Source organism: Thiorhodovibrio litoralis, assembly GCF_033954455.1.
GTDB classification, from domain to species: Bacteria; Pseudomonadota; Gammaproteobacteria; order Chromatiales; family Chromatiaceae; genus Thiorhodovibrio; species Thiorhodovibrio litoralis.
Map to the genome: position 1 here is coordinate 3149482 of NZ_CP121473.1, position 13428 is coordinate 3162909.

Consider the following 13428-nt stretch of genomic DNA (forward strand, 5'->3'; position numbering starts at 1 on the left):
ACCCGCCGCAAGGCAGAAGAGAGGAAAGCATTATGAGCTCCGGTAAGGTGGTGGAAATCATCGGTGCCGTCGTAGACGTGCAATTTCCGCGCGATCAGATGCCTAAGGTTTATGACGCGCTCACAATCGACGCCACTGGCCTGACGCTCGAGGTGGAACAGCAAATCGGCGACGGCGTCGTGCGCACCATCGCGATGGGCAGTACCGATGGCCTGAAGCGTGGTGTCGATGTCAGCAGCACGGGCGCGCCCATCAATGTCCCGGTTGGCAAGGCCACCCTCGGGCGCATCATGGACGTACTCGGCAACCCGATCGACGAACTCGGCGCTGTCGGCGCCGATGAGACCTGGGCCATTCACCGTCCAGCGCCCAAGTTCGAGGATCAGGCCAGCTCGACCGAGGTATTGGAAACCGGCATCAAGGTTGTCGATCTGATCATGCCCATCGCCAAGGGCGGCAAGGTTGGCCTGTTCGGCGGCGCCGGCGTGGGCAAGACCGTGACGCTCATGGAGCTGATCCGCAACATCGCCGTCGAGCACTCGGGTTATTCGGTCTTCGCTGGTGTTGGAGAGCGTACCCGCGAGGGTAACGACTTCTACCACGAGATGAAGGAGTCGAACGTTCTCGACAAGGTCGCACTGGTCTATGGCCAGATGAACGAGCCCCCGGGCAACCGCCTGCGGGTCGCCCTGACCGGCCTGACCATGGCCGAGTTCTTCCGCGAGGAAGGCCGCGACGTGCTGATGTTCGTCGACAACATCTACCGCTACACCCTAGCCGGCACCGAGGTCTCAGCGTTGCTTGGCCGTATGCCTTCAGCGGTGGGTTACCAGCCGACCCTGGCCTCAGAGATGGGCGCCCTGCAGGAGCGCATCACCTCCACCAAGACCGGTTCCATCACCTCCTTCCAGGCGGTTTATGTCCCGGCGGACGACCTCACCGACCCCTCCCCGGCGACGACCTTCGCCCACTTGGACGCCACCCTGGTATTGTCGCGGCAGATCGCCGAGCTCGGCATCTACCCCGCGGTCGATCCGCTCGACTCCACCAGCCGCATCCTCGATCCGAACGTGGTCGGCCAGGAGCACTATGAGACCGCCCGCGCCGTGCAGGGCACCCTGCAGCGCTATAAGGAACTCAAGGACATCATCGCCATCCTTGGCATGGACGAGCTGTCCGAAGAAGACAAGCTGACCGTCTCGCGCGCACGTAAGATTCAGCGCTTCCTGTCTCAGCCCTTCTTCGTCGCCGAGGTCTTCACCGGCGCAACCGGCAAGTACGTGTCGCTCAAAGACACCATCGCCGGCTTCCAGGCCATCGTCAACGGCGACCACGACGCCCTGCCCGAGCAGGCCTTCTACATGGTCGGTTCCATCGACGAGGCCGTCGCCAAGGCTGAGAAGATGTAAGGCCCACGGCGAGTCGGCGCATGCATCCATTTGAGACCGCAACGCTCCGCACTCGCCTGTTCGCTTTGCATCAACCGGCCTATCAGGGAGACTCAACACAATGGCAATGACCGTACATGTCGATATCGTCAGCGCCGAGGGTGCCATCCACTCCGGTATGGCGGCCATGGTCTATGCGCCCGGCGAAATGGGCGAACTTGGCATCGCGCCGCGCCACACGCCGCTGATCACGCGGCTGAAGCCAGGCGATGTGCGGGTAGAGGACGACAAGGGCGGCATGGAGCATTTCTACGTCTCCGGTGGCATGCTCGAAGTGCAGCCGGACGTGGTCACCGTGCTGGCCGACACCGCCATCCGCGCCCAGAACATCGACGAGGCCAAGGCACTCGAAGCCAAACGCCGCGCCGAGGACGCATTGGCTGGCAAGGCGGCCGAGTTCGAATACGCCAAGGCTCAGGCTGAGCTGGCCGAGGCCATCGCCCAGTTGCGCGCGATCGAGAAATTGCGCAAGATGCGAGCGAGTTGATTCAACTGGCCAGGGCACGCAGCACCAACTGCCTATCGCAAACCCTCGCCACTCGCGAGGGTTTTTGCGTTATGCGCAAAAATCTTTGCATGTCCGCTGGTTTCGGTCCTCTTTCCCCATTTAGCCCCGATCATTCGCGCGGCATCCATCATCGGGAGACAGCGTTGCCATGAAACTCGGTGTCGTCATTCTCGCTGCCGGCAAAGGCACCCGGATGCGCTCGGCGTTGCCCAAGATCCTGCATCCGCTGGCCGGTCGTCCCTTGCTGCGCCATGTTCTGGATGCGGCCGAAGCCCTTGGCGCGGTGCGCATCTGCTGCGTTTATGGTCATGGCGGGGATCTGGTGCCCAAGACCCTGGCGGACGCAAACTGCGATTGGGTCGAGCAGAGCGAGCGTCTTGGCACCGGCCATGCCGTACTCCAAGCCATGCCCAGCATGGCGGGCATGGACCGCATCCTGGTGCTCTATGGCGATGTTCCGCTGATTGAGCCCGAGACCCTGAATCGCCTGGTGGCCGACAGCAATGGAAAGGCGCTGGGGCTGATCAGCATGCACATGGATGACCCCAGTGGCTATGGTCGCATTGTGCGCGACAAACGCGGTCATGTACTGCGCATTGTCGAGCACAAAGACGCCAGCGAAGCCGAGCTGGGCATTCAGGAAATCAACACTGGCATCATCGTCGCCGACGCGCGTCGCCTGGGCGAATGGCTGACGCAAATCGGCAACGACAATGTACAGGGCGAATACTATCTGACCGATGTAATCGGCATGGCGACTGCTCAGGGGATTGAGGTCATCACCACCCACCCCGAGGCGCCGCAGGAAATCGCCGGCGTCAATGACCGCCTCCAGCTCGCTGAGCTGGAACGCTACCATCAGCGCCGCCTGGCCGAGACCCTGATGATCCAGGGCACCACGGTACTTGACCCGGCGCGACTCGACATCCGCGGCACCCTGATCTGCGAACGCGATGTGACGCTCGATGTGAACCTGATCGTCGAAGGCCGGGTGAGACTTGGCGCGAACGTGCGCATTGGGCCGAACTGCCTGCTCAAAGACTGCGAAATCGGCACCGGCAGCGAAATCTTTGCCAACAGCATTGTCGAGGGCGCGCACGTCGGCGCCGGCGCGCGCATCGGTCCCTTCGCGCGTCTGCGGCCGGAGGCCGACATCGGCGATCATTGCCACATCGGCAACTTTGTCGAAGTCAAGAAATCCAGCATTGCGGCAGGCACCAAGGTCAATCACCTCAGCTACATCGGCAATGCCGAACTCGGCAGCCAGGTCAACATCGGCGCCGGCACCATCACCTGCAATTACGACGGCGCCAACAAGCATCTGACCAAGATCGGCGATGGTGCCTTTATCGGCTCCAACTCCGCGCTGGTAGCCCCGGTCGAGGTCGGCGCGGACGCTACCATTGGTGCCGGATCGGTCATCGCCCGCGACGCACCGGCCGGCCGACTGACTCTGACCCGCGCCCCCCAGAAGACGATCGATGGCTGGGAGCGCCCGCGCAAACAGCAGAAGAAACCTTAGGTGATTCATTATGTGCGGCATTGTCGGTGCCATCGCCCAACGTCCCGTTGCTGACATCCTGATTGAAGGCTTGCGGCGGCTGGAATACCGCGGCTACGACTCCGCCGGCATCGCAGTGCTGTCCGAGGCAGGTGAGCTAAAACGCTTGCGCTGCCTGGGCAAGGTCGCGGCCTTGGCCGAGGTCCTGGCGGACACCACGCTGCCCGGGACCCTGGGGATCGCCCACACCCGCTGGGCAACCCATGGCGAGCCCGCGCAGCGCAATGCGCACCCGCACATTTGCCACGAGCGCTGCGCCCTGGTGCACAACGGCATCATCGAAAACCATGAGACGCTGCGGCAGCAGCAGCGCGATGCCGGGCACAGGTTCACGTCAGAGACGGACACCGAGGTCGCGGTCCACGCAATTCACGACGCGCTCGAGGCCGGGCTCGACCTGACCGAGGCCGTGCGCGACTGCTGCCAACGCCTGCAAGGCGCCTATGCGCTTGGCGTGATCGACCGTCAAGACCCCGAGCGGCTGGTCGCCGCCCGTCGCGGCAGCCCGCTGGTGATTGGCGTGGGCTTTCAAGAGTATTTCATCGCCTCCGACGTGCCGGCCCTGCTGCCGGTGACCAATCGGTTTATCTTTCTTGAAGACGGCGACCTCGCCGAGCTGACGCGCACCTCCTTGCACATCTGGAATGCCGACGGGCAGGAAGTCGAGCGGCTCGTGCGCACCTCCACCCTTTCGGTTGATGCCACCGAGCGCGGCCAGTACCGGCATTTCATGCTAAAGGAGATCTACGAGCAGCCGCGCGCCATCGCCGAAACCCTGGAGGGACGCCTTGGCGCCGACCATGTCCTCCCCGCGGCCTTCGGCACCGAGGCCGAGGCGCTGTTCGCACAGGTGCGTGCGGTCACCATTGTCGCCTGCGGAACCAGCTTTCATGCCGGTCTGGTGGCCAAGCACTGGATCGAATCACTCGCCGGCATCCATTGCCAGGTGGAGGTGGCCAGCGAATACCGCTACCGCCAGCACGTGGTGCCGGAAGCATCCCTGTTTGTCACCATCTCCCAATCCGGCGAGACCGCGGACACCCTCGCTGCACTGCAGATGGCCAAGCAGGCCGGCTACCTCGGCACGCTCGCCATCTGCAATGTGGCCGAGAGCTCGCTGGTGCGCGAATCCGAACTGCAACTGCTGACCCGCGCCGGCCCAGAGATCGGCGTGGCCTCAACCAAAGCCTTTACCACCCAGTTGGCCGCCCTGCTGCTGCTGACACTCGCGCTTGGGCATCGGCGTCACCTGAGCGCTGAGCGCGAGGCCCATGCCGTCGCAGTCCTGCGCAACCTCCCAACCCAGATTGAGCGCGCGCTCACCATCGACGAGGCCGTCGCGGAACTAGCCCAGCATTTCGTGGAGAAGCATCACACGCTTTTCCTCGGGCGCGGGGAGCAGCACGCCATCGCGATGGAGGGCGCGCTCAAGCTTAAGGAAATTTCCTACATTCACGCCGAGGCCTATCCGGCCGGCGAGCTCAAGCACGGCCCCTTGGCCTTGATTGACGAAGACATGCCAGTGGTGGCAGTCGCGCCCAACAATGCCCTGCTCGAGAAGCTCAAATCCAATCTCGAGGAAGTGCGCGCTCGGGGAGGCGAATTATTCGTCTTTGCAGACGATAAAGTGGCCTGGCAGCAAGCCGATGGCGTACATGTGCGGCGGCTGCCGGAGACCGATGACCTGATCGATCCGCTGGTGTTCAGCATTCCGATGCAACTGCTGGCCTATCATGTGGCCGTGCTGAAAGGCACGGATGTTGACCAACCACGCAATCTTGCCAAATCCGTCACCGTCGAATAGCCTATCCACCCCGACCAGCGCACACGCCCTGAGTCAATGGACAGAGTCAAACCGGTGTCGCCGGGCCTAGCACGCGACCTTGATCAACACCACCAGATGCACGATCTTGTGGGCTCTGCTTGAAAAGTGTAGGCTCAAACCTGCGCGGTCGAAGATACCCCGTCCCGGCTGCCGGTCTCCCGTTCACCGAGCTTTTTGGCGTATTTCACAGAATTGGTCAGTCTGCGTCGCGGAGTCATAAAGGTTATGCTGAAGCAGCCGCTTTCGTCTTCATGAGACGATCGATACCATGCGCGTTTCGCCTTGAGCATTTCCCCATCGGGGTTAAAATGGCGCCCATGCAATCATATTCTGCGGTCGCCTTAATCATGAGCCGTCACCGGGTAGCACCGGTCGCTTCATGCAGGCGAAATTTTTAGCCCGCGCAGCACTCCCATGGACAGCGATCAAATCAACTGCATTGAAAATTCCGAGATCATCGCGAAGGTTCTCACCAAGCATTTCAAGGCGCGGGGGAAGCTCTGCCTGTCAACAATCGGTGGCGATTGCAAGGCCAACTCAAAAATTGTCGACAACGACCCCTTTGCTGAGTACATGCTGCTCGACGCCTTGCCGCCCCCCATTGGCGAAACCATCGAGAACGAAGAAAAACTCGAAATCCGCGGCTCGATCGAATCCCTCTACAGCTGGTTCCATACTGACCAACTCGATGTCGTCATCGAAGATGGCGAGCGCTATTACGAGATTCCTTACCCCGACAAGCTCTATCAGCTGCAGCGGCGTAACGCCTTTCGCATTCAGCTGCCCCCGCGCCTCACGGCGACCATGACCGGCGAGATCGAAAGCCCGGTCCGAGAAGAAGCACATCCGTTTCGCGCCATGTTACACAATTTGTCTGCCACGGGCGCCGCCATGTGCGTAAGCGGAAAGACCGCCTCTTTGATCAGTGAGGGCACCAGTCTCTACCAGAGTCGCATCCGGGTTCCGAACATTCTTGATGTGACCGTCGATGCCGAGGTGCGCAACTGCCGCCCCGGAAACGGCGACGGCGACCTGGTCCTTGGCCTGGAATTTCTGTGCCTATCGAGAAAAGACGCCCACACGATCACCCGCGCGGTGATGGAAATCCAGCGCCAGGTGCTGGCCGAGTTCGAAGACTGACAGCGCGCGTTACTTGCCGGCGCCGCTCTTGCGGGCTTTAATCATCTGCTGACCAACGGCCTGATGGAGCAGCTTAAAGGTGCGCCGCTGGGCTTCCTGATTAGTCGTCTTGGGCTCACCGATAAGCCCGAGCCGTGCCTGAAAATAAGCCAGATCGGACTGGAGTTGGATCATAACCAGGCGCCGCTGGATAATTTCCTCACGCGCGTCAGGGCTCTCACCAATGTTTGGCGTGGGTGGCGCCTTGGCCGGGGCTTTATCGGTCATTCAGTCCTCGTTGCGCTGCGATTAGCTCTCAACACTTCTGGCAATTGTATTCCATGCGCGCACCGCGGTCTCGTGCCATGATTGCATAAGGACAAAACGCCACGCTCGGCGCTCCGCAACATCAATCCTTACTCACGCACGCTGACAGCGACCCACCCAATGAACGCGCTCCTTGAGCTTTTTCACGACTCATCCGCTTTTCACGGCGGCAACGCAGCCTTCATCGAGCAACTCTACGAGCGTTACCTGCGCGATCCCGCCAGCGTGGAACGCGACTGGCGTGAGCGCTTCGACGCTCTGCCCAAGCGTGCCGACGAAGACCTATCTCACCAGCGCGAGCGCGAGCACTTCACCCGCGCGAAAGACGCCCTAAGCAATGCCGGTTGGTCGGTTCAGCAGACGCCTCAGGCACGCGGCTCCCTGGACGGCGCTTTGGATGTCAACATCGCCAAGCAAGCTGCCGTGCTGCGGCTGATCAACACCTACCGCTGTCGTGGCCATCAGCTTGCCGACCTTGACCCCTTGCGCCTGCGCCCGCCGCCCGAGGTGGCGGATATGGAGCCAAGCTACCACGGCTTGCTCGAGAGTGATCTGGATCAAGTCTTTCACAGCGGATCGCTCTACGGCCCCGAGCATATGACGCTGCGCGAAATCATCGCCCGGCTCGAGCGCAGCTACCGCGGCAGCGTCGGCTGCGAGTATATGCACATCACCACCACGCCTGAGAAGCGGTGGGTGCAAAAACGCGTCGAGAGCTACCAGGCGCGCCCGGAGCTGACCGCCAAGGACCGCCGCTGGCTGCTCCAGTTGCTCACCGCGGCCGAGGGCATCGAGCAGCATCTACACCGGCGCTATGTCGGACAAAAGCGTTTCTCGCTCGAGGGTGGCGAGGCGATGATCCCGCTGCTCGATGAGCTCATCCAGCGCGCGGGGCGCGACGGCGCGCGCGAGATCGTCATCGGCATGGCCCATCGCGGCCGCCTCAACGTGCTGACCAATGTACTGGGCAAGCCACCACAGGATATCTTTGCCGAGTTCGAGGGCCGGGTCGCGCTCAAATCGGGCCAGCGCGCCGGCGACGTGAAATACCATCTCGGTTTCGCCAGCGATGTCGACACCCCGGGTGGACCGGTGCACCTGGCACTGGGTTTCAATCCGTCCCATCTCGAGATCATCAATCCGGTCATTCAAGGCTCGGTGCGCGCGCGCCAGCGCCGTCGCGGCGACCACGCCGGCAAACAGGTGCTGCCGGTGCTAATTCATGGCGACTCAGCCTTCGCCGGTCAGGGCGTGGTGATGGAGACCCTGCAGCTGTCGCAGACGCGCAGCCATGGCACCGGTGGCACGGTGCACATCATCATCAACAACCAGATTGGCTTCACCACCAGCAATCCACTCGACACCCGCTCGACGCTCTATTGCACCGATGTCGCCAAGATGGTCCAGGGGCCCGTGTTTCATGTTAACGGGGATGATCCCGAGGCAGTGATTTTTGTCACCCGCATGGCGCTCGATTTTCGCAACCGCTTTCGCCGCGATGTCTTTATCGATCTGGTCTGCTACCGCCGCCTCGGCCACAACGAGGCCGACGAGCCGGCGGTGACCCAGCCGCTGATGTATCGCAAGATTCGCCAGCACCCGAGTGCACGCGCCATCTATGCCCAGCGTCTGATCGCCGCCGACGATCTGACCGCGGACGCCGCCGATGCCATGATGGCCGACTACCGCCACGCCATCGAGCATGGCCTAGTGGTCACCCGCCCGGTGCTGCATGAAAATGAGCAGGGTGCTCGCGCCAACTGGCGCACCGACTGGCGCCGCTTTGCCGACAGCCACTGGACCGCACCCCACGACACCGCCCTCCCCCTGAATGACATACGTGCGCTGGCTGAGCGCCTGTTGCGCCTGCCTGACGGCTTCGAACTGCACCCGCGGGTGACCAAGATCTGGTCCGAACGCCGCCAGATGGCCGCCGGCGAGCAGCTGATCAACTGGGGCTTTGCCGAGAACATGGCCTACGCCAGCCTGCTGGAGGCCGGCACCCCGGTGCGGCTATGCGGTCAGGATGCCGGGCGGGGCACATTTTTTCATCGCCATGCGAAAATCCACTGTCAGGCCAGCGGCGATGAATACACGCCGCTGCAGCATCTCAGCGCGGATCAAGGCGCTTTCGTCGCGATTGACTCCATCCTCTCAGAGGAAGCGGTGCTGGGGTTTGAATACGGCTTCGCGAGCGCGGAGCCCGACGCGCTGACACTCTGGGAGGCGCAGTTTGGCGACTTCGCCAACGGCGCCCAGGTGGTGTTTGATCAGTTCATCAGCTCCGCCGGCACCAAATGGGGACTTCAATGCGGCCTGGTCATGCTGCTGCCGCATGGTCTCGAGGGCCAGGGCGCCGAACATTCCTCCGCCCGACTCGAGCGCTATCTGCAGCTGTGCGCGGAGCACAATATGCAGGTTTGCGTCCCCACCACGCCAGCGCAAATTTTCCACCTGCTGCGCCGCCAGATGCTGCGCCCCTATCGGCGCCCGCTGATCGTGATGACGCCCAAGAGCCTGCTGCGCCACCGCCTGGCGGTCTCCGCGCTTGAGGACCTCAGCCGCGGCGGCTTCCAGCCGTTGATTCCCGAATGCGACCCGCTGCCGAGCGAAGGCATCGAGCGCGTTGTTTTCTGCAGTGGCAAGCTGTACTTCGACCTGCTTGAAGAACGCCACACCCGGGGCTTAGAAAATGTCGCCCTGGTGCGCATTGAACAGCTCTACCCCTTTCCGAAAGAGGAATTTGCCGCCACACTGGCCAACTACGCCGAGGTGGAGGAATTCATCTGGTGCCAGGAAGAGGCCCAGAACCAGGGCGCCTGGGATCTGATCAAGCACCGCTTTCAGGCGCTGATCCGCGAGGGCAAACGGGTCTATTATGTTGGCCGACCGGCCTCGGCGGCACCTGCCGTTGGGCATCGCTCGGTACATCTCGAACAGCAGCAACGGCTGATCGACCAAGCCTTGACCGGTCGCGTCAGCCCCAGCATGAATCACAACATCGATCGCATTTCTCCATCGCCATGACAACCAATCATCACCATGACAACTGAGGTTCATGTCCCCGCCCTGCCTGAGTCCGTTGCCGATGCGACGATACTCGAGTGGCACAAAAACCCCGGCGACCCGGTGCGCGCCAACGAGACCCTGCTCGACCTCGAGACCGACAAGGTGGTACTGGAAGTCCCAGCCCCCTGCGATGGCGTTCTGCAAGAGATTCTGGCCAAGGCCGGCGACACCGTCAGCGCCGAGACCCTGCTCGCGCGCATCGACGAGAGCCAGGCGGGCACCCAAGCTCAAGCGCGGCCTTCCGATCAGCCGCCAACCCCTCACCCGAGCGCCGAGCGCGACACCCCGGTCGCACCGGCCGCGCGGCTGCTGATCACCGAGTTGGGGCTGGATGCGTCGCAAATACCGGGCAGCGGCCGCGATGGGCGCATTCACAAGGCCGATGTGGTTGCCTGGCTCGACCGCCACGAAGCGACCGAGCCCGAGGCCGACGGCGACCAGGCAGCCTTCTTGCACGAGGCCGACGCGTCGGCGAGCACCCAAGCCAGTGCCCGCGCGCCAGCAACGGATGAGACGCGACCGCAGCAGCGGGTTCCGATGACCCGCCTGCGCGCGCGCATTGCCGAGCGCCTGCTCGCGGCACAACAGCAAACCGCCGCGCTCACCACCTTCAATGAGGTCGACATGAGCGCCGTGCTGGCGGTGCGCGCCCGCTACCGCGATGCCTTCGAGCAGCAGCACGGCGTGCGCCTTGGCATGATGTCGTTTTTCGTCAAGGCCGCGGTGGCTGCGCTCCAGCAATTCCCCATCGTCAACGCCACCATCGACGGCAACGACATTCTCTATCATGGCTATTACGACATCGGCATTGCGGTCAGCACCGAGCGCGGCTTGGTGGTCCCCATCCTGCGCGACTGCGACCGCCTCGGCCTGGCCGAGATCGAAGCCGGAATCACCACCTTTGGCAGTAAAGCGCGTGACGGCAGCCTGAGCTTTGACGAACTCACCGGCGGAACCTTCTCCATCACCAACGGCGGCGTTTTCGGCTCTCTGCTCTCGACCCCTATCGTCAACCCGCCACAGAGCGCCATTCTCGGCATGCACAAGGTCGAGGAGCGCCCGGTGGCCATCGACGGGCAAGTTGCCATTCGCCCAATGATGTATCTCGCGTTATCCTATGATCATCGGCTGATCGATGGACGCGAAGCAGTGCGCTTTCTCGTGGCGATCAAAAATGCCGTCGAAGACCCGACCAGACTCTTGCTGAATTTATAATCTGGTCACGCTAGCGCCAGAGGATTACCGCCACCAATGAAGGTCATGATCCGTGTCGACCGCGTCGCCGCCGTCCTTGCCGGCTGCGACATCTATGGTGATCTGATCGCCGAAGTCGACCCGCGTGAGCTCAATCTTGACGAGCGCAACGCGCTCGCCTTCGCACCGGAACAGCACGGCGTCACCGACCTAACCGCGCCTTTGCCGACACCCGGCAGCTACCCGGCTCCACCAGAAACGGCCACGCCAGATATCCGCGCCTGGCTGCGCTGGCGCATCAAATGCGCACGCATCCACGAGCTCGCCCTGATCCAGCAACGGGCCGAATGGAAGGCCCAGGCCGACGCCTACCTCAGGTACTGGACGCAACAGCCCCCGGAGCGCTTTATCCGCAAGGACTGGCCGGCCATTTACTACAGCGCCGCCCTGCCCGCCGGAGACGTCGAAGCCCCACCCCTGCCGGAGCGCGATGCCACCGAGGAGCTCGCACGCATCGAGCAAGTCCTGGCCGAAAAGCTCGACGAAGCGCGCGAGCTCGCCGAGCAGCGCAACCGCGACATGGAAAAGCAAAAGGCCCAGGCCGCCGCCCGGCGGCAAGCGTCCCAGCAGCGGCGCACCCAGCAGCTCGCCACCTGGGTCGAGAACCACATGGATGACAACGCCAGGGCCAGATTCAAGCTCAACCTGCTGCCAGAGGATGAAATCCTCGACGCCATCCGCGCAGCCGCCTACGAACCCTTCGACAGCCTTGAGCGTTATCGCAAAATCCGCTTCGACGACATCACCCACGGCGATCTGTGTCTGGAAGGCCAGAGCCTGGATTGCGACACCGATGAAGCCAAGCATCTCAGCGCCGAGCAGTTCGAGCGCTTCCGCGCGATCGAAGCCGCCGCCCCCGAGGGCGCCAAGCTCAAGGCACTCATCCACAGCTGCGCCTGCGAGACCTGCAATGCCGGCACCATCCGCCGCAGTGTGCAGGTAGTGATTCCCGTCGGCGAGCTCTTGTTCAGCCGCGAGTATGCACTTGACTCTGGTGGCCAGACGGCACCCGCCGATGCACCAGCATCCGAGCAGCAGCGCCCGCCACCCGCCAATGCGCCAGCCTCCGAGCAACAGCAGCGCCCGGCGCCCGCCGCAGAGCAACAATACGCCAGCGACTGAGAACCGCCACTCCTTCGTCGCAGTCAGCCATGGCTCATTTGTATGTTGCCGTCACCGCCCACGGCTACGGGCATCTAGCGCAGGTCGCGCCCGTCATTCACGCGCTGCGTCAGCGCCTTCCCGCGCTGCGCGTCACCCTGCAGGGAAACCTGAATCCCGAAGTCGTCCGCTACCGCCTGCCGGCGGGCGTCGAGCAGGTCGCGCACGCCGCCGATGTCGCCCTGCCGATGGACAACCCGCTACAGGTGCGCTGGGAGCAAGGGCTCGCGCTCTACCAAGCGTTCGAGGCCGACTACGACCGCCATCTCGCGCACCAGATCGCACTCCTGGAAGACGCCCGCCCGGACCTGCTGCTGGCCGACATCCCCTGGCTCCCACTCGATGCCGCCCGCCAACTCGGCATTCCAGCCGCGGGCCTGTGCTCCTTAAACTGGCTGGATATTCTGCAACAGAGCCCAGTCGGCGAACGCCTCCCCAAGGCTGTAACGGCCCGCCTGCAATCGGCGTATGCCGGTGCCAAGTTATTCATTCGCCCGGCCCCGTCCATGGCCATGCCCTGGCTGGAAAACAGCATCGCCGTCGGTCCCATCGCCGAACAGCGCCCGCGCGATCCAAAGGGTTTGCGCAAGCAGCTGGGATTGGCACAGGATCAGCGCCTAATCCTGATGCAATTCGGCGGCACCGGCACCCTAGCACTCGACCCAGAACCACTCGCACGCGCGCGCATGCAGCTTCTCACCGCCGACCCCGGCATTCCCGCAAGCTCCACGGTCAGCCGCATCGGCGGCCCAGGACTCGGCATGCTCGAAGTACTCGCCTCCTGCGACGCCATGATCACCAAGCCCGGCTATGGCAGCTTCGCCGAGGCCGCCTGCCATGGCATACCCGTGCTCTATGTCCCCCGCGATGACTGGCCCGAAACCCAAGCACTGATCGACTGGCTGCGCCACCAGGTACCCACCGACGTCATCGCGACCGAACGGCTCGCACGCGGCGACATCGTCGAACCCCTCGAGACACTGCTAGAGCAAACCCGCCAGTCCAACCACAAACCCGTCGCACCAACCGGCATCGACCAAACGCTCAAGCATCTCCTGCCCTGGCTGCAGCGCAGCTCGTCATAGCAGAAACGACAGATGAACTTTGGGTTTCGGGTCGGGTAACGGGCGCGGGGGTCTCCAGCGGCAGGACGCCG

At 63.1% G+C, this 13428-nt stretch carries 10 protein-coding genes; 9 read left to right on the top strand and 1 reads right to left on the bottom strand.

Going from position 1 to position 13428, the window contains the following annotated elements:
* The first annotated feature begins 32 nt into the window (after window positions 1-32).
* The 5 genes from atpD (at window position 33) to Thiosp_RS14020 (ending at window position 6482) form a co-directional block, all read left to right on the top strand.
* Window positions 33-1409: a F0F1 ATP synthase subunit beta gene (gene atpD, locus Thiosp_RS14000; protein WP_201063376.1), complete on the top strand. Its 1377-nt coding sequence runs from the start codon at window positions 33-35 to the stop codon at window positions 1407-1409.
* Between the two features lie 100 nt (window positions 1410-1509).
* A complete protein-coding gene (locus Thiosp_RS14005; RefSeq protein WP_201063375.1) occupies window positions 1510-1935 on the top strand; it encodes a F0F1 ATP synthase subunit epsilon in 426 nt (141 codons plus the stop codon).
* A gap of 169 nt (window positions 1936-2104) precedes the next feature.
* Window positions 2105-3478, top strand: coding sequence for a bifunctional UDP-N-acetylglucosamine diphosphorylase/glucosamine-1-phosphate N-acetyltransferase GlmU (gene glmU / locus Thiosp_RS14010; RefSeq protein ID WP_201063374.1), 1374 nt, complete (start codon window positions 2105-2107; stop codon window positions 3476-3478).
* 10 nt (window positions 3479-3488) lie between these two features.
* Window positions 3489-5321 carry a glutamine--fructose-6-phosphate transaminase (isomerizing) gene (glmS, locus tag Thiosp_RS14015; RefSeq protein WP_201063373.1) on the top strand — a complete coding sequence of 611 codons (1833 nt, stop codon included), beginning with the start codon at window positions 3489-3491 and terminating at the stop codon, window positions 5319-5321.
* A 435-nt stretch (window positions 5322-5756) separates the two neighbouring features.
* Window positions 5757-6482: a flagellar brake protein gene (locus Thiosp_RS14020; RefSeq protein WP_201063372.1), complete on the top strand. Its 726-nt coding sequence runs from the start codon at window positions 5757-5759 to the stop codon at window positions 6480-6482.
* 9 nt (window positions 6483-6491) lie between these two features.
* Here the strand turns inward: Thiosp_RS14020 and Thiosp_RS14025 are convergent, their stop codons facing one another.
* Complete coding sequence (locus Thiosp_RS14025; protein ID WP_201063371.1) at window positions 6492-6749, bottom strand: hypothetical protein; 258 nt, start codon at window positions 6747-6749, stop codon at window positions 6492-6494.
* Window positions 6750-6908: 159 nt separating this feature from the next.
* On the opposite strand from Thiosp_RS14025, the gene Thiosp_RS14030 reads away from it, so the two are divergent.
* Genes Thiosp_RS14030 through Thiosp_RS14045 form a run of 4 tightly spaced genes read left to right on the top strand, consistent with a single transcriptional unit; the run spans window position 6909 to window position 13357 of the window.
* Entirely contained in the window at window positions 6909-9815 is a 2907-nt protein-coding gene (locus Thiosp_RS14030; RefSeq protein WP_201063370.1) for a 2-oxoglutarate dehydrogenase E1 component, read from the top strand.
* Window positions 9816-9830: 15 nt separating this feature from the next.
* Window positions 9831-11072, top strand: a complete 1242-nt coding sequence (odhB, locus tag Thiosp_RS14035; RefSeq protein WP_201063369.1) for a 2-oxoglutarate dehydrogenase complex dihydrolipoyllysine-residue succinyltransferase — start codon at window positions 9831-9833, stop codon at window positions 11070-11072.
* A 36-nt stretch (window positions 11073-11108) separates the two neighbouring features.
* Window positions 11109-12233: a hypothetical protein gene (locus Thiosp_RS14040; protein ID WP_201063368.1), complete on the top strand. Its 1125-nt coding sequence runs from the start codon at window positions 11109-11111 to the stop codon at window positions 12231-12233.
* 29 nt (window positions 12234-12262) lie between these two features.
* Window positions 12263-13357, top strand: coding sequence for a hypothetical protein (locus Thiosp_RS14045; protein WP_201063367.1), 1095 nt, complete (start codon window positions 12263-12265; stop codon window positions 13355-13357).
* The last annotated feature ends 71 nt before the right edge of the window (window positions 13358-13428 follow it).

Bases quoted from the DNA above. Each gene is read 5' to 3' on its own strand.
- atpD (WP_201063376.1), top strand. From the start codon at position 33: ATGAGCTCCGGTAAGGTGGTGGAAATCATCGGTGCCGTCGTAGACGTG.
- Thiosp_RS14005 (WP_201063375.1), top strand. From the start codon at position 1,510: ATGGCAATGACCGTACATGTCGATATCGTCAGCGCCGAGGGTGCCATC.
- glmU (WP_201063374.1), top strand. From the start codon at position 2,105: ATGAAACTCGGTGTCGTCATTCTCGCTGCCGGCAAAGGCACCCGGATG.
- glmS (WP_201063373.1), top strand. From the start codon at position 3,489: ATGTGCGGCATTGTCGGTGCCATCGCCCAACGTCCCGTTGCTGACATC.
- Thiosp_RS14020 (WP_201063372.1), top strand. From the start codon at position 5,757: ATGGACAGCGATCAAATCAACTGCATTGAAAATTCCGAGATCATCGCG.
- Thiosp_RS14025 (WP_201063371.1), bottom strand. From the start codon at position 6,749: ATGACCGATAAAGCCCCGGCCAAGGCGCCACCCACGCCAAACATTGGT.
- Thiosp_RS14030 (WP_201063370.1), top strand. From the start codon at position 6,909: ATGAACGCGCTCCTTGAGCTTTTTCACGACTCATCCGCTTTTCACGGC.
- odhB (WP_201063369.1), top strand. From the start codon at position 9,831: ATGACAACTGAGGTTCATGTCCCCGCCCTGCCTGAGTCCGTTGCCGAT.
- Thiosp_RS14040 (WP_201063368.1), top strand. From the start codon at position 11,109: ATGAAGGTCATGATCCGTGTCGACCGCGTCGCCGCCGTCCTTGCCGGC.
- Thiosp_RS14045 (WP_201063367.1), top strand. From the start codon at position 12,263: ATGGCTCATTTGTATGTTGCCGTCACCGCCCACGGCTACGGGCATCTA.